The sequence below is a fragment of the Zhongshania sp. R06B22 genome, assembly GCF_040892595.1.
In the GTDB taxonomy this organism is placed as follows: Bacteria; Pseudomonadota; Gammaproteobacteria; order Pseudomonadales; family Spongiibacteraceae; genus Spongiibacter; species Spongiibacter arctica.
Genome location: NZ_JBFRYB010000001.1, coordinates 2341026 through 2365462 on the forward strand (window position 1 = coordinate 2341026; position 24437 = coordinate 2365462).

Genomic DNA, 24437 nt, shown 5'->3' on the forward strand with positions numbered 1-24437 from the left:
AAGACCTTAAGGGCAACTAGCAATTTACATTAGCTGCCGCCGGACTAAACTAAGGAATAGAGTACAAGTTTAAAGCTGCAGTGGCGCAAGATTAGGGCCGATTCGCAGGGCTAAGCCAACATTGGGACATCACTGGGACTATCGCAATGGATATCGGTACACGAACTACTAATGCCAGGTCAATTTTTGCCACTAGCTTTCTTGCCATGATGCTAGTGGCCTGCGGTGGCGGCAATGGCAAGACTGCCGGCACCGAGCAATCAAATAGTCTGTTACGTGCAGTGAGTAGCGAAGCAGAGTTCGTGACGCACTTTAAAACCTTGTATACACAAAACAATGGCAACGACCAAGTCTCAGCAGCGCCGCAGGCGTCTGAAGGCGCAGCTGCAAATGATGGTTCCTCCGGCGGCTATTCAAGTACCTATACTCTCGAAAACAACGTTGATGAATTTGACGTCTTAAAATATGATGGTGACTTCCTTTATATCGTCCCTACCCTACAGCAAAACTGTTGTTTTATTAGCCAAGGTAATCAAGCTTTTGCAAGCGATGCCTTAGTCGCACCGCAAGACCCACAGAACCCAGCCAGTATTCGCATTTTAAGTACCAGCCCAACTATCGCCACTGCCCAGCAAGTAACGACGATCCCGCTTGATGACGGTGAATACGTGCAGGGACTATATGTTCAGGGTGATAGCCTAATTAGTATTTCTACCAGTCAATACTACGGCAGCTACGGTGATGTTTGGCGGGACATAGCGCCCTGGGGACAGCAGTCACTGGCGGTAAAAATATACAACACCGCCACCATCGAAAATATCCAGAAGATGTGGGATATCCGGCTTGAAGGCGGCTTTGTCGATAGTCGTCGTATTGGCGACACGCTGTATCTACTCAGCCGTCATACTCCCTATTGGGACAATATTTATTACTACCCCGCTAGTGAGCAAGAAGTAAGCGCCAATAGGGAGACCCTCGCTAATACGACATCGGCGGACATCATTCCGAATATCACTATTAACGAACAAACGCGGCCACTATTCACTGCTCAGGATTGTCTGATCACCCGCGATGACCAAACAAACAAATACGGTTCCCCCGTTATTACCAGCATCACGGCAGTTCCCTTAAGTAGCCCCGGCAACGCCCAAACCACCTGCTATAACGAAGATGCCTCGGGAATCTATATGTCGTCTTCCGCACTCTATATTAGCCAGCCGACGTTTAGCAGCAGCGAAGGCGGGACCCGCATCCATAAATTTGGACTTGGCGCCGGCAAACCAGCCTATCGAGGATCGGCAGATGTCCCAGGACATTTATGGGGGCGCGGGCAAGTCGATTTCAGGATGTCGGAAAAAGGTAATCAATTACGCCTTGTCACCACTCGCTATACCGGCGATGGCGATGACCTTCGCGATCACCAGCTGACTATTCTGCAAGAATCTAACGACGATTTGCGCCTTGAGCAGATATCGACACTACCCAACGCGGCCCGTCCAGCCGAGCTTGGCAAGCCCAATGAATCTCTCTACGGCGTGCGGTTTTTAGATGAGCGCTTATACCTAGTCAGCTTTGAACAAATAGATCCTTTGTATGTGCTGGATCTCAGCAATCCTGAAGATCCCTATATTGCGGGTGAACTGGAGATACCCGGCTTCTCAGATTTTTTGCACCCGGTTAACAATGAATTGTTATTGGGTTTGGGACAATCGGCGCAGAATCAGGGTTTGGTGAAGCTCAGTTTGTTTAATGTTGCCGACATCGCCAACCCTATCGAGCTGGCCACCCAGCTATTGGGTAAAGACGGCGGCTGGAATTATTCTGAGGCCCAGTACAACCGTCATGCATTCACGTATCTGCAGCACCCCGACGGTAGTGACCGCTTTACTGTGCCGGTGAAGTCTTCCTACAACACCGAGCAAGCTGGCTATGTGAATGAGAATCGCCTGTATCTTTTGGAGATAAACGGTAAGTCAAATTCCGCTGCTGCAAGTCTCGACTTAATTGGTGACATTATTGCCAGCCCTGCCCCCAGGGAAAATTGGTACGGTGGTCAGAATCGTTCAGTAATACATGACGATGCGGTCTACTTTCTATCTGGGGACTATATTTGGTCGGCACTGTGGACGTCACCAGATGTGCAAACAGGTCCCCAATAATACGGCAGCTATTCCAAATGCCAAGCTAAGTAGCTACGAGGGCGTAAAGGTGGATAACTGCACGCTTATCCATTTTCTTTTTGGTTTCCAAAACGCCGGCAATTGCTATACTGCGCCCCCGAAAAACGCCGGTGTCTGTTCTCATGTCCGAGACTATCCTCTATACCGATTTGGCAGCCTGCTACGATCTGATGTGCGCCGACATTGACTACCAAGCCCAGAGTGATACAGCGCATAGACTGCAGCAAATCTTCGGTAATCAGGGTCTTAGGCACTTGGATTTAGCATGCGGTACCGGCCCGCATATAAGCCATCTTATCGACCGTGGTTACGCTAGCATGGGCATAGATCTCAATCAGCCGATGTTAGATATTGCCCAGCGGCACTGCCCCAAAGCGCAATTTAGCCAGCAAGATATGTGCGATTTTACGGTGTCAGCCCCCGTTGATTTGATCACCTGCTTTCTCTACTCCATCCACTACAGCGCTACGGTCGAAAGACTTAAAGACTGTATTAAACGCAGCCATACAGCCCTAGAGGCTAAGGGAGTGTTTTGTTTTAATAGCGTAGACAAAACCAAAATCGACAACAGCTCGTCTACCAGCCACACGGCGAAACAAGGGGGCAGCGACTTTATTTTTAGCTCGAAATGGTTTTACTGTGGTGAGGGTGAAGAACAAAGCCTAAAGCTCAGTATTCAAAAAACCACAGCAAATAACACCCAATCCTGGCAGGATGAACACCCAATGGTGGCAGTCAGTTTTGAGGAGTTGCGGGCGCTGCTATCACCGTATTTTGACGTCCATATTTTTGAACATGACTACGAAAAGCTCGTCCCTTGGAATCGCAGTTCAGGAAACGCCCTCTTCGTATGCGTAAAATTATAGTACCGCGGCGCAGCCATGGCTGTCCTGGCCACCAGCACTAAACTCTAAATCCCGAACCCCGAATCCCGAACCCTATCAGGACAAAATAAACTGCACCTGATATACAAATTGTGACAGCAGTGCATCGCCTTCAGCGGGCGAGTCACGAGATACGTCAAGCAAATCAGGTATTAAGCCCAATCCCAGCGACACGACTGCGGCTACGGCCGCTTCCTTTTCTACTATATTAAAGCGGCTAAAGAGTTCTCGCTCTTGAAAATCCCCTGCCATTTCAGCAACAATCATTTTCACCTGAGTGCGAATTGCGGCTCGAATTAATGCAGAGCTTCCTGCTCTCTCGCGAGCGATAAGAATGAATAAAGATTCATTGCCACGGATATAGCCAAATGCTGCCTGTACCGACGCGGCAATAACAGACTCCTCGGTATCCGCATCCCTCACCCCTTTCAATAATTCTCTCAATGTAATGCCGACATCGTTAACTAGCGCCAGACCTAGCTCTTCCATAGAGGCAAAATGGCTATAGAACGCGGGCGGGCTTAGATTGCAGGCTTTAGTAATACGACGCAGGCTAATACCAGATAAGCCGCTCTGGTCTTGTGCCTGCAGCGCTAGCGCGGCATTCATTAATTTTTCTCGATTTCCCTTTCGACTTTGCTTTGGCTTACTTGTGCTCATACAGTTTCCATTATTCAAGCTTATTTATTTGGCAGGACCTGTAGTGACCCTTTAATGATAGGCCGCGATGGTACGACAAATCGGCTACAAATGCCCATCTATAACTAATTGAGACATAGAAAATGGATATATCATTAACTTGACACATGTTAAGTTATAGCTTAAATTCGATTTTTACGTATGTAAACATAATAAGGCTGAAATCTTTATGAATGCAAAAAGTGAAGCACAGTGGCGCGACCCCAAACGCTACCTCTGGTCACTGGGACTCCTGGTACCACTTTTCCCCGTTTTAGGCGCTCTTGTTTATGTACAAACAGGGCAAATCTGGGGCTGGTGGCTAACGCCACTTATTGTGTATTTGATTATACCTGCACTCGACTTCTTGATTGGAACCGATCACTCAAATCCGCCGGAATCGGCAGTCGCTAATTTAGAAGCTGACAATTACTACAAGTATATTGTTTACGCCTATATACCTCTGCAATATGCGGGAACCTTGATTACGGTCTGGTTCGCCTGCACTGAGCTAGGACCTCTGGGAATTATCGCTGGCCTATTCAGCTGTGCCTATGTGAACGGTATTGGCATAAACACGGGACACGAATTAGGTCACAAGCGCGATGCATTCAGCCAATTTCTAGCGAAGCTGGCTCTGGCCCCTGTTGCTTACGGTCACTTTTATGTTGAGCACAATTTCGGCCATCATCGCCGGGTAGCTACCCCTGAAGACCCCGCCAGCTCCAAAATGGGTGAAAGCTTCTGGCGCTTCCTACCGCGTACTGTTATCGGCAGCCTCCGCTCAGCCTGCGAAATAGAGGCTCAACGTCTTGAACGTAAGGGCTTGGGGTTTTGGCATTGGCGAAACGACGTTTTACAAGCCTGGGCTATGACACTCCTCTTTTTTGGCGCCTGTACCATTGTGTTAGGCTGGATGGCCCTAGTGTTTTTAGTTGTACAAGCAGTATTGGGTGCTTCTTTGCTAGAAGTGATCAATTACGTTGAACACTACGGTTTGCTGCGTCAGAAAGACGCTAACGGCCGGTATGAGCGCTGCCTACCTAAGCACTCTTGGAACAGCAATCATATTGTTACTAACTTGGTTTTGTACCAACTGCAGCGTCATTCAGACCATCACGCCCACCCTAGTCGGGCTTTCCAAGCTTTGCGTCATTTCGACGATAGCCCGCAGTTACCCTCAGGCTATGCTTCCATGATGATGCTCGCGTATTTTCCACCTCTTTGGTTCAAAGTCATGAATCCTAGGGTGGTAGCACATCATCGTGGCGACTTTAATAAAGCAAATGTACATCCGGCTAAAATTGCAAAGTTAAAGTCCTATTTTGAGACTTTCAGCAAAACTGCCAGCGCGTAATATAATATAATTTTGAAATTAGAATTAAGCGGCGCCGATTGGCGCCAGTAAAGGAGTCCATCAATGATAAAAAGAGCAACGCTAGTTAGCGCTATGTGTATTAGCGCATTGCAAAGTCCAATCCTGTCCGCCGCGCAATTAGAAGAAGTTATTGTTACCGCTCAGCTTCGGGAACAAAGCCTCCAGGATGTTCCGGTATCAGTGAGCGCCATAAGCGGCTCGAAGATGATGGAAGCAGGCTTATCAAAAATCGAAGATTTACAGGCCTATGTGCCTAACTTCACAATGACGGAATCAAGTATTGGTACCGATATATATATCCGCGGTATCGGCTCCGGCGAGAATCAGGGCTTTGAGCAATCCGTGGGTATGTATGTAGACGGCATTTACTACGGTCGTGCCCAACTCGCCCGCGCGCCCTTCCTAGATTTGGAGCGCGTTGAAGTCTTACGTGGTCCACAGAACATTTTACTGGGTAAGAATAGTATTGCTGGCGCCATTAATATCAGTAGCGCGTCGCCCAGTAATGAAACTGAGTTTTTTGTACAAGGCACCTACGAGCCTGATCTCAATGAGCAAGTTATCGATTTTATGGCCTCAGGCCCTATTACTGATAGTTTCAGTGCTCGCTTTGCGATGCGCCAGCGCAAAACCGACGGCTTTGTAGAAAACCTAATACTCGACCGAGACGAAGCTGCGCGTAAAGAGGCAACCTACCGCCTTAAATTTGCATGGGATGCCGGCAATGACTTCGATGCGAAGCTGAAACTAGAAATGGGCAGTTTTGATGTTGTTGGCCGCCAATCAGAGATCCTTACCGACAACCCCTCCGATTCAGACATCTTTCTTTTTACTGGCCGGACCTACGGTGAAATCTTAAATGACACCGTATTCCCTGATTTAGGTGCGATAGGCGGTTTGCTGGGCTCATTGCCAGTTGGAATTCGCAATCTGCTACAACTACAAGATAACGGCTCCATTTTGAATCTGCAGGCGGACGACTCGGTGTTGGATCACACCGCAGATCGCAAGCGTAGCTCCAATGGTGACTTCAGTAATAATGATACTCAAAACATTACTGTGAATATGAATTGGTATTCCGACGGTAACACCTTCACATCTATTACCGGCTATATGGCTTATCAATACGATGAAGAATGTGATTGTGACTTCACCGGTGCTCCCTTATTCCAAGTAGTTTTCGAAGAAGAGTATCAGCAACTAAGTCAAGAGTTTCGCTGGATTTCAGCCCCTGGTGAAACCTTCGACTTTATTGCCGGTGCGTATTTCCAATATAACGAGCTCGACTTCTTTGACTCAATTGTTGTCTCTACCACACTCGTTCCTCAGCTGATTAATGCAGCAGATCTTTTAGAAGGTGGTGGTCGCGGCGATATCGATCCCGGTGCTAACGGCAGCAGCGGCTTTGAATTACTCGGTATTGGTGATGCAGGTAACTCTCTCCTAAATCTGCGCTCACCACGAGACTTTAAGAGCGACTCTATTATCGCCTCTACCTTTTTGCAGGGCACATGGATAATGACCGACACCCTGCGTCTGACGTTAGGTGGCCGATACACCTACGAAAAGAAAAGTGGTAGCCGCAAACTGGAATTCGGCTTGCCGGATGGTTCAATCTTACCCATTGGTGAGACGGATACTGCGGCGGCTGTTACCTTTGCTGCAGAGCGTCACGACTTGGCGGGTAAACGCACCGAATCGCAATTTGCGCCGCTGTTGAACGTACAGTGGGACTTCAGTGATGAAGCCATGGCCTATTTCTCAGCACGACGTGGCTTTAAATCAGGCGGTTTCGACGCCAGATCTAATGCTTCGCCAAGCGACGAACCTACGCCGTCGAACCCAACTGCCACCGTCACCAATCCTAGAGTGTTAATTGGTAGTTTCGAGTTTGAAGAAGAACGCGCGACCTCTTATGAACTGGGTCTAAAAACCAGCTTATTTGACGGTGTTGCTGAATTGAACTCTGCGCTCTTCTATACCCAGTTCGACAATCTTCAGGTTAGTGTTTTTGATGGCACATTAGGTTTCAACGTAGGTAACGCCGCTGGAGCGGTTACCCAAGGTGTGGAGTTTGATGGTCGTATCGCATTAAGTGAGCATGTCATTCTTGGAGCAGGTCTCGCATTTTTAGATTTCGAGTTTCAAGATCACGAGTTTGGTACCTGTATCCAAGATCAAATACCAGACAATCCTAATGGCATAAATTGTGATTACAGTGGTAAAACTAACCAATACGCCGCCGACTATTCAGGCAACCTACTGCTGGGCTATGAGCGCGAAGTTGGTAACTCACTAATCCTGCGAGCTAATCTTGACGCGATCTTCAGTGATGAATATCACCCGTCGCCAAACCTAGACGACCGCGTGAAACAAGATGCGTTTATTCAGTACAACGGCCGTATTTCACTTTCGTCTAATGACGGCCGCTGGGATATAGCATTACTAGGAAAAAACCTTACTGATGAGCTGATCGTGCTATATGCCATTGATACGCCCGTCGCCAAAAAAGTAATTGCCGGAGCCACAACCCACCACGGCTTCACTAACCCGCCTAGAACCTTTGCAGTTCAAGCGTCTTATCGCTGGTAAAACTAAGATACTTGCTTGCCGGTTTTGGGTTTGGACGCTCAAAACCGGCTTTTTTTTGTTCTAAAATTTTCAAATTAGATTCTTTTTCCACTGATCTATCAATTAACTGAATAAAGTAGCTTTCAACTTCTCATAGCAAGATGCTGACTTATTCAGGGTCCAATTCTACGCGGTTTCTTCCAGCTGTCTTCGCTCTGTACATCGCTTTATCGGCGCAGTGTATAGATTCTTCAACGGTCCGAGATGCTCGCAGTACTGATACACCAAAAGAGGCTGTTACGTGTGCTTTACCAAAGTCAAAATGCTGAGCGGCAATCGCCACGCGCATACGTTCTATGACCTCACGACTCTGCTCTACGCTGGTACTGGGCATGCAAATAATAAACTCCTCTCCCCCATATCGGTAAATTCGATCATATGCACGAAGGTGCGATTTTAGTTGTTTAACGGTAGAGACCAATACGATATCCCCCGCGGCATGACCATATTCATCATTTATCCGTTTAAAATGATCAAGATCTACCATCGCAATCACACAAAGCTGTTTTCCTCGCTGAACCAGTGCCTGCTGTTCGCAGAGTTCAGTCAGCAGTCTAGCTCTGGTTTTTGCCTCCGTGAGCGGATCTCGGTTTTGCACCACGGCGGCAAACTCCTCTCGTAGGGCCTGAATCTTTACCCGCATTTTCACTATACTATCGTCGAAAGGGTCCCAGTCACGGACTAGAATAGGCAGGCCATCGGAAATGCGCTGAATTAAATGTCGCGCTCTTCTATGCATTTTTTCATGGGCTTTTCCCAGCGAGATAAATAGCGGGTTTTCTTGCAAAAACTGCACGTGAGGGCTGGTATACCATTGACCGAAATCACAATGAAGATGGGCGTCATTTTTTAGATCTGATGGCTCTGGGGCCGTATGGGAAATCAACACGCGCTGTAAGTTCTTATACCATTGTTCGTGGCTAGATAGGGCCTGATCAAGCTCTAAAATGACTTTCTGAACCTGCTGGTTGCTGAGGGAATCCATATTTATGATCTCGTTCTAGGTCTACTACCCAGACATTAACGCAATAACTGGAACCTTAAGCGTGGGGTGGAATGAAGAGCTTATTAAACGGTATAACTGTGCCTGACGGCGTATGGCTTTCTGTCCAAACGTTCCGAGGACCACAACTTTTTTATTGTACTGATTTTCCGTCCGCGATTTGAATTCGAATATATACTTACTTATCGATTAGCGCTCACGACTCATAGCGCTTTTGCTGCGGATCTTCTAAGTGGCAATCTCACCGATGTAGTATGCTTCGGCGGTAATTCACAAGCCCGACTCATTTCATCACAGAGGTTATTTACATGGCGGCAGGTTCTCTTCTAGCCCTTTTTGATGATATTGCGACGCTACTGGATGATATTTCGGTGATGTCTAAGATAGCGGTAAAAAAGACTGCCGGGGTCTTGGGTGATGATTTAGCTGTTAACGCCGAGCAAGTGGGCAATCTGCGCGCCGATCGCGAGCTACCGGTGGTGTGGGCGGTGGCTAAAGGGTCGTTACTCAACAAGCTTATCATCGTCCCTATTGTTTTACTGGCCAGTCTATTTATGCCCTGGCTAATCACTCCCGTTCTAATGCTTGGCGGTACCTATTTGTGCTTTGAAGGCGCAGAAAAAGTCTGGCATGCCATTGCCCATCGCAATGCAAAAGATCATTCCCAAAGCCGTGCGCTGCTAGAAGATAGCAATGTCGATTTGCTCGCCATGGAAAAAGAACGGGTTAAAGGCGCCATACGTACTGACTTTATTTTGAGTTTGGAAATCATTGTCATTGCGCTGAGCACTGTGCAGCAGGCACCGTTCGCCAAGCAGGCAGTGGTACTGTCTATTGTTGCGCTAGGGATAACGTTTGCAGTCTACGGCTTGGTCGCCATGATCGTTAAGATAGATGACCTTGGCTTGTATTTGCTTAAATCTGCCACTACGGCGGTAAAATCCCTGGGTGGATTTTTACTGTGGTTGGCGCCGGTATTGATGAAAACCCTAACAATTGTCGGCACCTTGGCCATGTTCTTAGTAGGCGGTGGAATATTAACTCACGGCGTAGATCACTACATTGAGTTTGGCGTCGCCCTCTCCCATCTGGATGTTTTCAGTAACGCCTTTGCAAACGGTCTAAGCCAAAATTTATTTAACGGCCTTATTGGTGTGTTGGCGGGTGCCGCGGTGGTTGGGGTGTTTGCGGCGGCGGCGCGGTTTTATGGCAAGCAGCAGCAATAGTTCGCTGCGGTCTGTGGAGCGATAACAATCAATAATGCGTAAATCGATTTAGCCGTTGTTTTAACTTATCGTTTTCTATGCGGAGTTGTTCTATCTCTTCCAATAGACTGATGGCTAGTGCGATACCCGACCAATCAATTTGTAAATCCTGATGGAGTCTCACCGCCTTTTTAGTTTGCATCACCATATGGGTGCTAAAAACCCACTGATCCGGTGAATCCCCATGGGGCTCTACGATGCCATGCTCGACGATTTCCAGTACAAAATGTTCGGGTAGCTCGGCGGTTCTGCACAGCTCGTCAAAATTCATTTGATTCAGTTTGGTGTCAGTCATACTTTTTCACTCCACTCCGCGCGTGGATCAAAGGCAGCCTTGTCAGCTAGTGCTTGCCAGGTCTTGTTAATGTCTTCGTTTGAGGTTTTTGGCATCACCACTTTTAAGACCGCATATAAGTCACCACGACCGTTTTCGGTAGATAGCTTTTTAATTAATCCCTTACCGCGCACTCGCAGCCGCTGTCCGGTTTGGCTATTGGCGGGGATAGACATAGTGATTTTGCCATCTAAGGTTGGCATGGCCAGTTTACATCCCAAGGCGGCCTCCCAAGGCGCTAATGGTACTGTGACGATGAGGTTGTGACCTTCAACATCAAATAATGGATGCGGCACTAGCCGGATACGCAAATACAGATCACCATTAATACCCGTTGGGCCCGCAGGCTCTCCCTGCCCCTTGAGACGGATGCGTTCACCCGACTCTACTCCCGGCGGGATTCTCACATTTAGGGTTTTTGTCACCTCGCTTACTCGGCCGTCTGCAGTATATTTGGGAATCATAAAAGAAATGGTTTTCGATTCTTCTGATAAAGTGTCTTCGAGAAAGATCGCTAGATCTGTCTCTATATCTCGACCTTTATGGGCCTGTTGCCGCCGGCCCTGAAAGCCAGAATGCTGCCCCGCTTGGCCAAACATTGACGAGAAGAAATCAGAAAAATCGCTATTGCCAGGCAAAGCCCTCATGACTATCAGCCCCAGGCTGCCAGCCTGGCGGCGGACGAAAGCCACCCTCCTGACTGCCATACTGTTTGAGCTCGTCGTACTCTGCGCGTTTCTTGTCATCGTAAAGCACTTCGTAAGCTTCGGTAACTTCTTTGAATTTATCTTCGGCGTCTTTATGATCACTAACGTCGGATGATACTTTCTGGCCAGCTTTCGGTAAGCCACTTTGATGGCTTTTTTGTCGGCGTCGGGTTCAACGTTCAGAATTTTGTAATAGTCTTTAAATTCCATTGCTTACCCTATCTAGGCTAGTTACCAATGATATTATTTGAGCTGAAACAACCTCGGAGTGCTATTCATAATTTTCCGCTTACACCATCAACCCAACGGACAATAGACGCCGCGTCCAAGGCGCCACTCTGGCGGGCAATCTCCTTACCTTGGTAAAAGATAACTAGGGTTGGCAGACTTTTAATATTAAAACGACTTGCAACCGCCTGTTCTACGTCAGTATTCACTTTAGCCAAGCGTAGGTATGGCTCTAAAGATTTAGCAGCCTGATCAAAGGCCGGCGCCATGCTTTTGCAGGGGCCACACCAGGGCGCCCAAAAGTCAATCACCACCGGCGTGTCATTGCGACTGATCATCGTTTCAAATCCGTTTGCAGACAGACTGATAGCTTGGGCGTTGAATAGTGACTTTTTGCATCTTCCGCAGTTTGGGGACTGCTCTAATCGAGTGCTTGGTACCCGGTTATTAGCTAGGCAATGGGGACAAACAATATGGCTGACATTGCTCATCGAAAAATCTCTTAATTTAGACAGTGTATAACTCTACTCCACTATCAAAGCCGCAAAACGATATAGATCAATAATCCGCCTAATAAATCGCGATTGTGGCTCTCGCTCTATGGTAATTCTCAACTACTTTTTAACCACGATAGGGCTTGGTCGTAGTCATCGAAAAATTTTACCTCGCCGGACACAAACCAATTACCCACTTTTGCCGCCATCTCTTCCCAGCGTTTATTACCGTAAAGGGCGACTTTTACAAACTCATTGCCATGCTTTAAACCGAGCTTAAAATCATCCCATGCTGCCCGCAGCTCCCAGCCATCGAGCTCAGAGCCGTCAAACAGCATTTTAACTTTTGGTTCTGCGACTGCGGCCAACGCCGAGTCGATCATCGGGCCTATGGTTTCATAATCTTGATGACTGAGTTTGCCCTGAGCTTTTAAAGAAACAAATATATCGCTACCAACAGATTCGATACCTATTGATAAACCGTGATTAACTGAGCTCATTTATACGTTTTCCTGAGTTTCTACACTGATTGTTTGCCGAAGCGTGTCGCTATCTGAATTTGCCGCCCCAAATAATGATCTTAGTAGCAATAGTTGAGGTCTAGCTCCCCTGATCCAAACCGCCTATAAAGAGTTGTAAACAAATAAGCCGTATGAGGAAATCAACCACAAGCCTTAGCTTTCTTATAGCTTAGCTCACAGTGGGATATACCGGGCACAATCCCAAATTTTAACTAAAATAAGTCCATGTATTACTCTCATGACAGGTAAAATATCCCTAGGCACACTGAAATATCGCTAAGCATATCTACCAATAAAAGTAGACGCCCCAATTGCACACAGTGCTTACTGAGCTGCAGGTCTGCAGTTCAATTCCGAGCAAATCAATAAGTTGAGTATCGACGGAGAACGCCGCATGGGTATTACTAAAAGAAGCTTGTCAGAGTTAGCTAATTATCTTGATGGAGAGCTAGTTGGCGACGCAAATCATATGATCTCTGGGATTGCAGATTTACAGACTGCTGGGCCTTCTGAGTTGTCTTTTATCAATAAAGAATCGTATTTACATTATCTGCCTGCATCCTCGACCGGCGCCGTTATTCTTAGCGCTGATTTTGCAGATAAATATGCCGGTAATAAGCTGATCGTCAGCAATACTTACCTCGCCTACGCCAAGGTTTCGGCGCTGTTCGAATCGCTGTCGGTAGTGGCGGGTGGTATTCACCCCTCCGCGGTGATTGCGGCGACTGCCAACATCGATTCCACTGCATCCATTGCTGCGAACTGCGTTGTCGGCGAATTTGCTTCTATTGGGCCTGGTGTTACGCTTTATCCAGGTGTTTGCATCGGTGACCGCGCAAGCGTTGCGGAAAACACCCTAATTCACCCAAACGTGGTGATTTACCACGCGGTGAGCATTGGCAAGAATTGCATCATTCACAGCGGCACGGTTATCGGCTCTGACGGTTTCGGCTTTGCGCCAAGCCGGGATGGCTGGCAGAAGATCCACCAGTTGGGTGGTGTTATTATTGGCGACGATGTTGAAATTGGTTCTAACTGCTCGATAGATCGAGGCGCCTTAGGCAACACCATCATTCACGACGGCGTGATTATGGACAATCTGGTGCACATTGCCCACAACGTCAAAATCGGTAAACGCTCAGCCATTGCCGGTTGTGTTGGCATTGCCGGCAGTGCCAATATTGGCGCTAATTGCACCGTTGCCGGCGCCGTGGCCATTAATGGACATATTGATATTGCCGACAATAGCCACTTCCACGGCGGCACTATTGTGACCAAGGGCAATACCGAAGCGGGCGTTTTCGCCTCGGCAACGCCGATGCAAGAAGTGAAAAAATGGCGTCGCAATTCGGTGCGATATACCCAGCTCGATGATATGTCGAACCGCATTAGGCAACTAGAGAAACAGTTAAAAGCCTTATTGCCGACAGACCCTGCCGAGTAATTTGCCCATAAAAAAGGCCGCTTGCGCGGCCTTTTTGCTATTCCCTCTTTAATGCGAAAATAAGGTTTATTTACGGGGGATTCGGCTTAGGTCTTTAGCTTCTTTGCCAAGAAGAGCCAAGTCTCCAAAACAGAATCAGGGTTCAGGGACACGCTATCTATGCCCTGCTCCATCAGCCACTGTGCGAAATCTGGGTGATCAGAGGGACCTTGCCCACAAATCCCGATGTATTTATCGTGCTTCTTGCAGGCATCTATCGCCATTTTCAGCAATGCTTTTACCGCGTCATTGCGCTCATCGAAGAGGTGAGCAATCAAGCCAGAATCGCGATCTAGCCCCAAGGTAAGCTGAGTTAGGTCGTTCGAGCCGATTGAGAAACCGTCGAAATACTGCAGGAACTGCTCTGCGAGTAAGGCGTTAGCTGGCAGCTCGCACATCATTACTACCCTCAAGCCATTCTCGCCGCGCTTCAAACCATTGGCTTCCAACAACTCAATAACTTGCTTAGCTTCGCCAACGGTTCGAACGAATGGCACCATAATCTCTACGTTAGTGAGATCCATATCGTCGCGAACTTTCTTGAGCGCGCGGCATTCCAGCTCGAAACACTCTCTAAATGAATCAGAAATATAGCGAGACGCACCCCGGAAACCCAGCATGGGGTTTTCTTCAGATGGCTCGTACAAGCTGCCACCTATTAAGTGTGCGTATTCATTGGATTTAAAATCGGACATCCGCACAATAACGGGTTTTGGATAAAACGCACTCGCAATCGTGGAAATACCTTCAACCAGCTTTTCTACATAAAACTCTACCGGGCTAGCGTAGCCAGCAATACGGCGCTTCACTGCCGCCTGCACATCGCGGGGAATATCGTCGTAATTCATCAGCGCTTTAGGGTGTACACCAATCATTCGGTTAATGATAAATTCCAACCGCGCCAAACCCACACCAGCATTGGGGTAGCCTTGGAAGTCGAAGGCACGGTCTGGGTTACCAACGTTCATCATTACTTTGAACGGCAGTTCTGGCATGGCCTCAAGTTTATTGCGGTTAATATCGAAATCGAGAATACCGTCGTACACCATGCCGGTATCACCTTCTGCGCACGATACCGTGACGGGAGTGCCGTCTTTTAGCAGCTCGGTGGCGTCACCGCAGCCCACAACTGCAGGTATACCCATCTCACGAGCGATGATCGCTGCATGACATGTGCGTCCGCCGCGATTAGTAACAATTGCTGAGGCGCGCTTCATTACCGGCTCCCAGTCTGGGTCGGTCATATCGGTAACCAGCACATCGCCCTGCTGAACTTGGTCCATTTCGCTGATATCGGCAATCACCCGCACCGGTCCGGCCCCAATACGCTGGCCAATAGAGCGACCTTCACATAATACTGCGCCTTTTTCTTTTAAAAGGTAGCGTTCCATCAAGGTAGTGGATTCGCGGCTTTTAACGGTCTCGGGGCGCGCTTGAACGATATAGAGCTTGCCGTCATCACCATCTTTGGCCCATTCAACATCCATTGGCCGACCGTAGTGCTTTTCAATGGTCATAGCTTGTTTGGCAAGGCCGAGCACTTCGTCGTCGGTTAAGCAAAATTGATTGCGCTGGTCTTCGCTAACATCCACGGTCTCAACAGATTTACCGGCGCTAGCGTCGCTGCCGTAAATCATTTTGACCATCTTGCTACCGAGGTTGCGGCGCAGCACCGCAGGACGGTCTTTCTCAAGTGTCGCTTTGTGAACATAAAACTCATCGGGGTTTACTGCACCCTGCACAACGGTTTCACCCAGGCCGTAGGACGCAGTGATAAAGACGACACCGTCGAAACCTGACTCAGTGTCCATAGAGAACATAACACCAGCGGCGCCGGTATCTGAACGCACCATGCGCTGGATACCCGCCGACAGTGCAACATCGGCGTGCTCAAAGCCTTGATGCACGCGATAAGCAATCGCGCGATCATTGTATAAGGAGGCAAACACTTCCTTGATCGCGATCATAATATTGTCGAGGCCGCGAATATTTAAAAAGGTTTCTTGCTGGCCAGCAAAAGAGGCGTCAGGTAAATCTTCTGCGGTAGCCGATGAGCGCACCGCGAAAGACATGGCATCGTTGCCATCAACCAACTTGGCATAGGCTTCAACGACTGCCGCGTTGAGAGCTTCAGGGAACGGTGTTTCAACAATCCACTGACGAATCTTCTTACCCACAACAGCAAGATTCTTTACGTCCTCAATATCAAAGCCGTCTAGCGCGGCAATAATTCGATCGTTCAAGCCACTTTGCTGCAAGAAATCGCGGAAGGCGTCGGCAGTGGTCGCAAAACCACCGGGCACCGACACACCGACTTGTGAGAGCTGGCTAATCATTTCACCTAGGGATGCATTCTTGCCGCCAACGCGGTCAACATCATTCATTCCAAGGTCGTTGAACCAGATTACGTATTCAGACACGTGATATCTCCCAATTTACAAAGTGACCGCATTACGGTTATAAGGGTGCAAGAAATTAACACGGGCTATACTAAAGTAAGTAATTTGGAAATTCCCGTCGAAAAACTCAGTGCATTAGGTAAAAAAACTACATGATTCGTCCGGCTTTTTTTATATCAGACAGTACCGGCATCACTGCCGAGACCCTAGGCAGCAGTGTTTTAGCGCAATTTGAGAGCCAAAAATTTGAGCACATTATCGTGCCCTACGTCGACAATGCCCAAAAAGCGAACTCGGCGGTAGAGAAAATTAATCGGGCTGCAGATGAATGCGGCAACCAACCGATTGTGTTTGATACCCTAGTCGACGAAGACCTGCGCGCAATTATTGCCACCAGCCGCGGCTTTATTGTAGATGTTCTTGGCACATTTGTTAGCCAAATAGAGGTAGCGCTAGGAGAAAAACCCTCGCGCACAGTTGGCCGCGTGCAGAATGCCGACAAAGATATGCTTTATAAGCAGCGAATTGACGCGGTAAATTACGCCCTAGATAACGACGATGGCGCCAGATTAAATCGCTACGACCAAGCCGAAGTCATTTTAATTGGTGTTTCTCGCAGCGGGAAAACCCCAACGTGCCTGTATTTGGCGATGCAATCGGGGATATTCGTCGCCAACTACCCGATTACCGACGAAGACATGGAAAGTGATCGCCTGCCAAAGGCCTTGCTAGATCATCGCAATCGCTTATTTGGCTTGACGATAGATGCTGAGCGTTTATCGGCTATACGCAGCGAGCGCAGGCCAGACACCCGCTATGCGTCGTTGCGCCAATGTGAAGACGAGTTGCGTCAAGCAGAAGCCATGTTTAAACGATTTGGTGTTCCCTATCTCGATATCACCCATGCATCAGTAGAGGAAATTGCCACCCGAGTGCTAGTGGATACCGGACTGCGCGGACATAAACGCTAATGAATACTACCGACACCACTGAAGACCAAGACCAAGACCAAGCACCAAAAAACAGCTATCGCTCCAATACTGCCATGGTATTACCCGGCGGCGGCGCTCGGGCCGCCTATCAAGTCGGCGTGCTTAAAGCCCTGGCAGAAATTCACGGCAAGCGCCCTGGCAACCCCTTCCCTATTCTTGCCGGCACCTCCGCGGGCGGCATAAATGCGGTATCACTGGCCGCTGGTGCGCATCATTTTGGTGGCACGGTAGAAAAACTGGAGATGCTCTGGCGGGACCTCAGCACCGATAAGATTTATCGCGCCGACTTTTTCGGCGTATTGCGCAATGCCCTGCGGCTCACCTATTCACTATTCAGCTCAGGATCCCCCGGTGACCGGCCAGTGGCGCTGTTAGACAATAGCCCACTGCGGGAAATACTCCGCCAATATGTGAGCTTCGAAAACATCGGCCTTAATATTTTGAACGGCGACTTGGATGCCCTTTGTCTCACCGCCATGAATTACACGCAGGGGGTTTCTGAAACATTTTTTCAGGGCGGGCCCCAGTATGCCGGCTGGCAGCGCTGGCGCCGGCAAGGTATGGCCACGCCGATTCAGCTCCAACATTTAATGGCATCAACCGCTATTCCAACAATTTTCCCACCGGCCAAACTGGGCCGAGACTACTATGGCGACGGTGCTTTGCGGCAATTAGCCCCCATCAGCCCGGTGATTCATCTCGGCGCAAATAGAGTCCTGGTTATTCCCGCCAATGGTCACAAACGTCAATATCCAAAAATACCTAAAGCTGTACAGTCACCAGGGTTTGGCCAAATCATTGGTCACCTGCTTAACAGCGCATTTATTGACAGTATCGAAACTGATATTGAGCGCCTAGAGCGTATTAATGAATTAGTTCGGATGATCCCCGAGGAAGATCGCGGCATGATGGGCAAGGAGCTGCTTCCCATAGATTGCCTAGTTGTCAGCCCCAGCGAGGACATCGATCGTATCGCCGATGATCACGTTAACGAGTTGCCCCGCTCACTCAGAATTTTTCTGCGCCGCACCGGTAGCACAGGAAATAGTGGCGGTGGTGTAAGTATCGCTAGCTACCTTTTGTTCACGCCGGAATACTGCGGAAAGCTCATTGACCTTGGCTACCGCGACGGCATGGCGCAGCGAGACGAGTTACAGACCTTTCTATACCGCGACAAATAGATCACATCGGCTAGCCCCTGCACCTCGTACAAGCCCCGAAGAACATTGGAGCTATATATGATTCAGCAAGCCAGTCTGTTATTTATTCTACTCTCAAGTTTAATCTTCCCCGCTGCTGCCGCCGAAAATAGCGCGATCACCTGGCGACAATGGAGCCCTCAGGTTTTTAGTGAAGCTAAAGCGTCCGGCAAGCACATCATTCTCAATGTTGAAGCCGTGTGGTGTCATTGGTGCCATGTTATGGACCAAAAGACCTATAGCGATCCACAGGTTGGGGCCGCGGTTGACAAAGATTTTATCGCGATAAAAGTAGATCACGACGCTCACCCAGAGATCGCCGCGCGCTATCGCGCCTGGGGTTGGCCTGCAACTATTTTTTATAATAGCGATGGCGTAGAAATTGTTAAACGTGCTGGCTATATTCCACCTGACTCAATGACGGCCTTACTCAATGCGATTGTTCGCGATCCCAGTCCAGAAAATACTGGCAGCCTTATTGCCGTTACCACTCAGCGCAGTGCACTAATACCTGCGGACAAAGCTAATTTAATCGCAATGCATAAACGCAGCTACGATGCCGAATACGGTAGCCTTGCCATTGCGATGAAGTTCATCGATCCCGATTCCGTTGAATATGCCTTGTTAGAAGGTATGAATGGCGATGAAAGCGAACTAGCCCGGGCCAATAAGACCTTAACAGCAGCCCTCAAATTAGAAGACCCCGAATGGAGTGGTTTCTACCAGTATTCAACCCATGGGGACTGGGATCACCCGCACTTTGAAAAAATTATGCGCAGCCAGACGCGCTCTATTCGACTCTACGCACAGGCCTATGCGGCGACTAAAAACCCAGCTTATCAAGCCGCAGCCGAGCGCACCGTCGGCTATCTTAATCGTTTTTTAAAAGCCCCCGACGGTGGCTTTTATACCAGCCAAGATGCCGATCTTATTCAAGGCCAAAAGAGCGCCCAATATTTTGCTTTAAAAGACCAGCAACGTATCGCCCTGGGCATTCCTCGTGTTGATACCCACCGCTACACCAAGGAAAACGCTACTTTGATTTCCGCGCTCACCAGACTTTACAGCGCGACGGGTGATACCAAAATAAAAGCACAGGCAATATCAATTGGCGAGTGGCTGCTAGCCAATCGCCAACGCTCAGCAGGCGGGTTCAATCACGGCAGTAGCGACAGTAAAAGCCGTGACGACGCTAAGTTATTTTTAGCTGATAATATTAGTGCACTCGCTGCCTTTATCGATCTTTATGAGATTAGCGCCGACCGCCAGTGGCTTCGATATGCCACGGCCAGCGCTGATGTTATTCGAGAGAAAATAGCCAGTCCCGATGTTGTGGGCTTGCCCGCCGCCAGCATCGGTGCTCAGGATCCTTTGGCGCCGTATGTCGATTTAGAAGAGAACATTCAGGCCACTCGGGCTATAAACACCCTATTTCACTACAGTGGCCGCGAAATTGATAAGGTATTGGCAGAAAAATCCATGGCTTATATTAGTAGCAGCGAGGTCATCGCCAGCCGTTTCACCGAGGCGGGGATTCTACTGGCTGACGCAGAACTAAATCGCGACCCTCTACATTTGGTGGTGGTGGGTTCAAAATCTGACGTCAAAGCGCAGAAGTTATTTAGTGCAGCGCTAGCGACTAGTTATCAAAGCTACCGCCGCATTGAATGGTGGGATCGCAGCGAAGGTGCATTAATTAATCACGATGTTGAGTACCCTAGCCTAGCCAAGGCAGCTGCGTTTGTGTGTAACGACAAGCGCTGCTCAACACCGATTTATAAGGCCAATGAAATCCAGGAAGTCATCGCTTTAATAGAGGGTACCCAAAAATAGCATTTCAATGTCTATTTAACGCCAATGATTGCATAGAGACCTTTGAAGCGAACGGCCACTTCTCCGTTAACTATAATTTCGGAGCAGAGATTTATCTTGGCCTTGCCGCGCTCTTCAAAGCGATCAAAGAAGTGCTCCCAGTGTTTCTCTTCAACCACCAGTGAACTCGCTACAATGTCGCCGGTAACCGGCCTGAGGTATTCGATTGATGCCTCAGCCACTACGATGTCTGGATCTAAGCCGTAATCTACGCAGCGCATATACACCATGCCCCAGCAGGCCATCACGGCGACAACGTATATGCTGCCACCAAAGGCCGTCAGCTTATCGTTGATACTGGGCGCCAAGGGTGCATGTAATCGCAAACTACTGCCATCATAATTCTCAACAGTGATTTGCATGTGCTGCGCCGTCGGCAGGTATTTAGCAATAAATGTATCGAGTGCCTCACCATTCATAACGCTAGGTTTCCGGCTTAAATAAAAGATTAATTATGCGCGTTGCCGCTAAGAATGGCGTGGTTTCACCTTCAGTTACTTTCTGATTAAGCTCAGGTAATAGCACTTTCACTTCGGGATTTTGCTTGAGCTTCATGTCGAGCATTTCATGCAGTAATTTGCTCATCCATTCACGGGCTTGACGCGAACGTTTTTCCTGCATTGAGCCGTTCTTAGTAGCATCAATTTTAAAGCCGCTGATCATGCCCCAAATAGCTTCAATATTTTCGTTCTTTAGCGCTGAGCAACTCATTACCTGCGGCGTCCAAAAGCTATTCTGCCGCAGCAAGTGCAAGGCGTTCTCATAGTGACGGCGGGTTTGCTGAGCTAGGTTGATACTTTCGCCATCGGCCTTATTGATGACCAAGGCGTCTGCTAACTCGATAATACCTTTTTTGATGCCCTGTAATTCGTCGCCGGCATTGGGCAGCATAAGAACCATAAAGAAATCGACCATACTAGCAACTTCATATTCTGACTGCCCCACGCCCACGGTCTCTACCAAAATAACGTCGTAGCCGGCGGCTTCGCAAAGCAGCATGGTTTCACGGGTTTTTTGTGCGACACCGCCCAGCGAACCTTCAGACGGCGATGGCCGAATAAAGGCGTCTTTACTGCGCGACAGCAATTCCATGCGGGTTTTATCACCCAATATAGAACCGCCGGCAATGGGAGAGCTGGGGTCCACTGCCAATACCGCGACTCGCTTGCCGAGGCTGACTAAATAAAGCCCAAAGGCTTCGATGAACGTGGACTTACCCACGCCAGGAATACCGGTAATACCAACGCGAATACTGTTTCCGGTGTGGGGAAGAAGCTGTTCGAGCACCAATTGGGCTTCGCTTCTATGCTCGACACGCTTGCTCTCAACCAAGGTAATCGCCTTGGCCAGAGCACGGGAGTTACCACTTTTTAGTGCATCAATATCAATTGCCATAATGAATGTCAGCTCAAGTGAAGACGGCAGAGAAAGACCATAAAGATCCGCCTCGGCCATTTAACAAGTGCTTTTCCTAAGCTTTATATGCAGCGTTAATCGCGTCGAGTACGCCCCGTGCAGCCAAGGGAATTTTGGTGCCTGGACCAAAGATACCTTTCACACCTGCGTCGGTGAGGAAGTCATAATCTTGGCGCGGAATAACACCGCCAGCAATAACGATTATATCATCAGCGCCGACTTTCTTAAGCTCTGCAATTAACTCAGGAATCAGGGTTTTATGACCCGCCGCCTGCGAGGAGACACCCACCACATGAACATCGTTTTCTACAGCCTGTTTCGCCACCTCTTCTGGGGTCGAGAACATCGGTGACAGGTCGATATCAAAACCAACATCAGCAAAGGCTGTAGCAATAACTTTCGCGCCGCGGTCATGGCCGTCTTGACCCATTTTACACACTAGCATACGTGGTCGACGACCATGCTTCTCAGCAAAGTCTTCGATATCTTTGCTGATACCCTGCCAGTTTTCGTCGTCTTGATAGGCGCTGCCATAAACACCAGACACCGTTTGCGCCTGTGCGTTAAAGCGGCCGAACTCACGCTCCATGGCAAAGGAGATTTCACCAACTGTGGCGCGTAAACGTGTTGCTTTTACTGCGAGGTCTAGCAAATTGCCCTCACCGGTGACGGCGCATTGGTAAATTGCTTCTAGAGCATCTTCTACCGCTGCCTCGTCGCGCGATGCGCGGATGTCAGCCAGTGCCGCAACCTGCGATTCACGCACTGCTTTGTTGTCAATGTCCAAGAAATCAACATCGTCTTCTTCGGCCAAGGTATATTTGTTTACCCCTACAATCACATCTTCGCCACGGTCGATACGCGCTTGTTTGCGGGCTGCCGATTCTTCAATACGCAGCTTAGGCAGGCCAGTCTCTATCGCTTTAGCCATGCCGCCTTTCTCTTCAACTTCCTGGATCAGTTCCCAGGCGCGATCGGCAATATCTTTGGTCAGCGATTCCATCATGTAAGAACCACCCCAAGGATCAACTACCTTGGTAATACCGGTTTCTTCTTGAATGATTAACTGAGTATTACGGGCGATGCGTGAAGAGAATTGAGTCGGCAAACCTATCGCTTCGTCGAGGGCGTTGGTGTGCAAAGATTGCGTGCCGCCAAAAACCGCCGCCATCGCCTCGATCGTGGTGCGCACAATGTTGTTGTATGGGTCTTGCTCGGTCAGCGACCAGCCAGAGGTTTGGCTGTGGGTACGCAGCATTTTTGAGCGTGAGCTTTTGGGTTCAAACTCGCTCACGATCTTCGACCACAGCAAACGCGCGGCGCGCATTTTGGCAATTTCCATATAGAAATTCATACCAATGCCCCAGAAAAAGGACAGGCGGCCAGCAAATTTGTCGATGTCCAAACCGGCGGCAATTGCAGTGCGAATATACTCCTTACCATCAGCTAGGGTATATGCCAGCTCTAGCGCGGCGTCAGCACCCGCTTCTTGAATATGGTAGCCGGAAATTGAGATCGTGTTGTACTTAGGCATATTATCAGACGCGTATGCGATGATATCGCCGATAATTTTCATCGAGGGTAGCGGTGGGTAAATATAGGTATTGCGTACCATGAACTCTTTAAGAATATCGTTCTGAATAGTGCCTGACAGTTGATCCTGGCTCACGCCCTGCTCTTCTGCAGCGACGATATAACCAGCTAGAACCGGCAATACTGCCCCGTTCATGGTCATGGAAACCGAGACTTTATCCAGTGGGATTTCGTTGAACAATACTTTCATGTCTTCAACGGAATCTATCGCCACACCGGCTTTACCGACGTCGCCCGTTACACGGGGATGATCCGAGTCATAGCCACGGTGAGTAGCAAGGTCGAAGGCAACAGATACACCCTGCCCGCCTGCAGCCAAGGCTTTACGATAAAACGCGTTAGATTCTTCAGCAGTTGAAAAACCCGCGTACTGACGAATGGTCCAGGGACGACCTGCATACATGGTCGGTTGTGGGCCGCGAATAAAGGGCTCAACACCTGGCAAGGTATTTGTGAACGGCAGGTCTGCAATATCTTCCTTGGTATACAAGGGCTTAACGTCTATGCCTTCGGGTGTATGCCAAACTAAGTCATCAAGCGTTTGATTGCCTTTGGCGAGGACTTTATTCGCCATTGCCTTCCAGTCGTCTACGGAAGTCTCGGGAGCTTTGTAATCAGCCATACTTGTACCTGTCTGTATTTGTGAGGGTCAGTGTTTGCAATATTGACGTGCCGCTTGTGTGTATCACCACCTGATACGCGGCATCTATCTGTATTTAGTGGTGCTCATCTCCCGGCTGGCTGAGCTCGATGAGCACGCCGTCGCAAGATTTAGGATGAATAAAGATAACTTGGCAGCCATGGGCACCTGCGCTTGGTGCTTCGCTGAGGAATTGGTATCCCAGCGCCGTCAAGCGCGCTACATCAGCCACAATATCGTCGGTGCTAAAGCATAAGTGATGTAAGCCGCCAGGCTTTTTTTCGAGATATTTGGCTATCGGGCCTTCGCCACGCAAAGGGCTTACTAGCTCGATGCTGGTTGATTTAAGGGGAAAGAACGCGGTTGCGGTTTTTGCAGTTTCAACTTCCTCGCTGCCTTCATACACTAGGCCGAAATCTTCTAAAAAGCGCTTAATGGCTTTGTCTAGATCGGGAACGGCAACCGCAATATGATCAAGTCCAGTAATCATCTGAATACTCCTAATTATCTAATGAGCCGGCAGCGTGCTGCCGGCCAATG

At 48.8% G+C, this 24437-nt stretch carries 20 protein-coding genes and 2 pseudogenes; 9 read left to right on the forward strand and 13 right to left on the reverse strand.

Going from position 1 to position 24437, the window contains the following annotated elements; all coding sequences use genetic code 11:
• The first annotated feature begins 146 nt into the window (after positions 1-146).
• Positions 147-2159 (forward strand): beta-propeller domain-containing protein, encoded by a 2013-nt coding sequence (locus tag AB4875_RS10660; RefSeq protein ID WP_368376041.1) that lies wholly within the window; start codon positions 147-149, stop codon positions 2157-2159.
• A 143-nt stretch (positions 2160-2302) separates the two neighbouring features.
• Positions 2303-3046 carry a class I SAM-dependent DNA methyltransferase gene (locus AB4875_RS10665; protein WP_368376042.1) on the forward strand — a complete coding sequence of 248 codons (744 nt, stop codon included), beginning with the start codon at positions 2303-2305 and terminating at the stop codon, positions 3044-3046.
• A gap of 75 nt (positions 3047-3121) precedes the next feature.
• On the opposite strand, the gene AB4875_RS10670 is transcribed toward AB4875_RS10665, so the two are convergent.
• Positions 3122-3724, reverse strand: coding sequence for a TetR family transcriptional regulator (locus AB4875_RS10670; protein WP_368376043.1), 603 nt, complete (start codon positions 3722-3724; stop codon positions 3122-3124).
• A 208-nt stretch (positions 3725-3932) separates the two neighbouring features.
• On the opposite strand from AB4875_RS10670, the gene AB4875_RS10675 reads away from it, so the two are divergent.
• Together AB4875_RS10675 and AB4875_RS10680 are read left to right on the forward strand one after the other, a co-directional pair.
• A complete protein-coding gene (locus tag AB4875_RS10675) occupies positions 3933-5099 on the forward strand; it encodes an alkane 1-monooxygenase (protein WP_368376044.1) in 1167 nt (388 codons plus the stop codon).
• A 63-nt stretch (positions 5100-5162) separates the two neighbouring features.
• On the forward strand, positions 5163-7712 hold the full coding sequence (locus AB4875_RS10680) for a TonB-dependent receptor (RefSeq protein WP_368376045.1): 2550 nt from the start codon (positions 5163-5165) through the stop codon (positions 7710-7712).
• A 148-nt stretch (positions 7713-7860) separates the two neighbouring features.
• Here AB4875_RS10680 and AB4875_RS10685 read toward each other — a convergent pair whose 3' ends face one another.
• Entirely contained in the window at positions 7861-8736 is an 876-nt protein-coding gene (locus AB4875_RS10685; RefSeq protein ID WP_368376046.1) for a diguanylate cyclase, read from the reverse strand.
• Between the two features lie 326 nt (positions 8737-9062).
• On the opposite strand from AB4875_RS10685, the gene AB4875_RS10690 reads away from it, so the two are divergent.
• Entirely contained in the window at positions 9063-9980 is a 918-nt protein-coding gene (locus tag AB4875_RS10690) for a DUF808 domain-containing protein (RefSeq protein ID WP_368376047.1), read from the forward strand.
• A gap of 28 nt (positions 9981-10008) precedes the next feature.
• Here the strand turns inward: AB4875_RS10690 and AB4875_RS10695 are convergent, their stop codons facing one another.
• The 6 genes and pseudogenes from AB4875_RS10695 to AB4875_RS10720 all read right to left on the reverse strand — a co-directional run bounded on the left by AB4875_RS10695 (position 10009) and on the right by AB4875_RS10720 (position 12282).
• A complete protein-coding gene (locus AB4875_RS10695; protein ID WP_368376048.1) occupies positions 10009-10314 on the reverse strand; it encodes a chaperone modulator CbpM in 306 nt (101 codons plus the stop codon).
• Positions 10311-11000 carry a DnaJ C-terminal domain-containing protein gene (locus AB4875_RS10700; RefSeq protein ID WP_368377074.1) on the reverse strand — a complete coding sequence of 230 codons (690 nt, stop codon included), beginning with the start codon at positions 10998-11000 and terminating at the stop codon, positions 10311-10313. The genes AB4875_RS10695 and AB4875_RS10700 overlap by 4 nt, the downstream gene beginning before the upstream one ends.
• Positions 10978-11121: pseudogene (locus AB4875_RS10705) on the reverse strand (J domain-containing protein); the annotation flags it as partial. The pseudogene AB4875_RS10705 and the gene AB4875_RS10700, both read right to left, overlap by 23 nt.
• 56 nt (positions 11122-11177) lie before the next feature.
• Positions 11178-11270, reverse strand: a pseudogene (locus AB4875_RS10710) (DnaJ domain-containing protein); the annotation flags it as partial.
• 65 nt (positions 11271-11335) lie between these two features.
• Positions 11336-11779 carry a thioredoxin TrxC gene (gene trxC, locus AB4875_RS10715; protein WP_368376049.1) on the reverse strand — a complete coding sequence of 148 codons (444 nt, stop codon included), beginning with the start codon at positions 11777-11779 and terminating at the stop codon, positions 11336-11338.
• Positions 11780-11898: 119 nt separating this feature from the next.
• Complete coding sequence (locus AB4875_RS10720) at positions 11899-12282, reverse strand: SpoIIAA family protein (protein ID WP_368376050.1); 384 nt, start codon at positions 12280-12282, stop codon at positions 11899-11901.
• A 415-nt stretch (positions 12283-12697) separates the two neighbouring features.
• On the opposite strand from AB4875_RS10720, the gene lpxD reads away from it, so the two are divergent.
• Complete coding sequence (lpxD, locus tag AB4875_RS10725; protein ID WP_368376051.1) at positions 12698-13747, forward strand: UDP-3-O-(3-hydroxymyristoyl)glucosamine N-acyltransferase; 1050 nt, start codon at positions 12698-12700, stop codon at positions 13745-13747.
• An 86-nt stretch (positions 13748-13833) separates the two neighbouring features.
• Here the strand turns inward: lpxD and ppsA are convergent, their stop codons facing one another.
• Entirely contained in the window at positions 13834-16206 is a 2373-nt protein-coding gene (gene ppsA / locus AB4875_RS10730) for a phosphoenolpyruvate synthase (RefSeq protein ID WP_368376052.1), read from the reverse strand.
• 131 nt (positions 16207-16337) lie between these two features.
• Here ppsA and ppsR point away from each other — a divergent pair, with 131 nt between their 5' ends.
• From ppsR to AB4875_RS10745, 3 genes are read left to right on the forward strand one after another with little or no spacing between them, the layout of a single operon-like run.
• A complete protein-coding gene (ppsR, locus tag AB4875_RS10735; RefSeq protein WP_368376053.1) occupies positions 16338-17156 on the forward strand; it encodes a posphoenolpyruvate synthetase regulatory kinase/phosphorylase PpsR in 819 nt (272 codons plus the stop codon).
• The gene (locus tag AB4875_RS10740; protein ID WP_368376054.1) at positions 17156-18358 is read left to right on the forward strand and encodes a patatin-like phospholipase family protein; all 1203 of its coding nucleotides are present in this window, start codon (positions 17156-17158) and stop codon (positions 18356-18358) included. Before ppsR ends, AB4875_RS10740 begins: the two co-directional genes overlap by 1 nt.
• A gap of 57 nt (positions 18359-18415) precedes the next feature.
• Positions 18416-20209: a thioredoxin domain-containing protein gene (locus AB4875_RS10745; protein WP_368376055.1), complete on the forward strand. Its 1794-nt coding sequence runs from the start codon at positions 18416-18418 to the stop codon at positions 20207-20209.
• 11 nt (positions 20210-20220) lie between these two features.
• Here the strand turns inward: AB4875_RS10745 and AB4875_RS10750 are convergent, their stop codons facing one another.
• From AB4875_RS10750 to mce, 4 genes are all read right to left on the reverse strand, one after another.
• On the reverse strand, positions 20221-20667 hold the full coding sequence (locus AB4875_RS10750; RefSeq protein WP_368376056.1) for a YiiD C-terminal domain-containing protein: 447 nt from the start codon (positions 20665-20667) through the stop codon (positions 20221-20223).
• A 4-nt stretch (positions 20668-20671) separates the two neighbouring features.
• Entirely contained in the window at positions 20672-21643 is a 972-nt protein-coding gene (gene meaB, locus AB4875_RS10755) for a methylmalonyl Co-A mutase-associated GTPase MeaB (RefSeq protein WP_368377075.1), read from the reverse strand.
• A 76-nt stretch (positions 21644-21719) separates the two neighbouring features.
• Positions 21720-23879 carry a methylmalonyl-CoA mutase gene (gene scpA, locus AB4875_RS10760; protein ID WP_368376057.1) on the reverse strand — a complete coding sequence of 720 codons (2160 nt, stop codon included), beginning with the start codon at positions 23877-23879 and terminating at the stop codon, positions 21720-21722.
• Between the two features lie 94 nt (positions 23880-23973).
• Complete coding sequence (mce, locus tag AB4875_RS10765) at positions 23974-24387, reverse strand: methylmalonyl-CoA epimerase (protein WP_368376058.1); 414 nt, start codon at positions 24385-24387, stop codon at positions 23974-23976.
• Positions 24388-24437 lie beyond the last annotated feature (50 nt).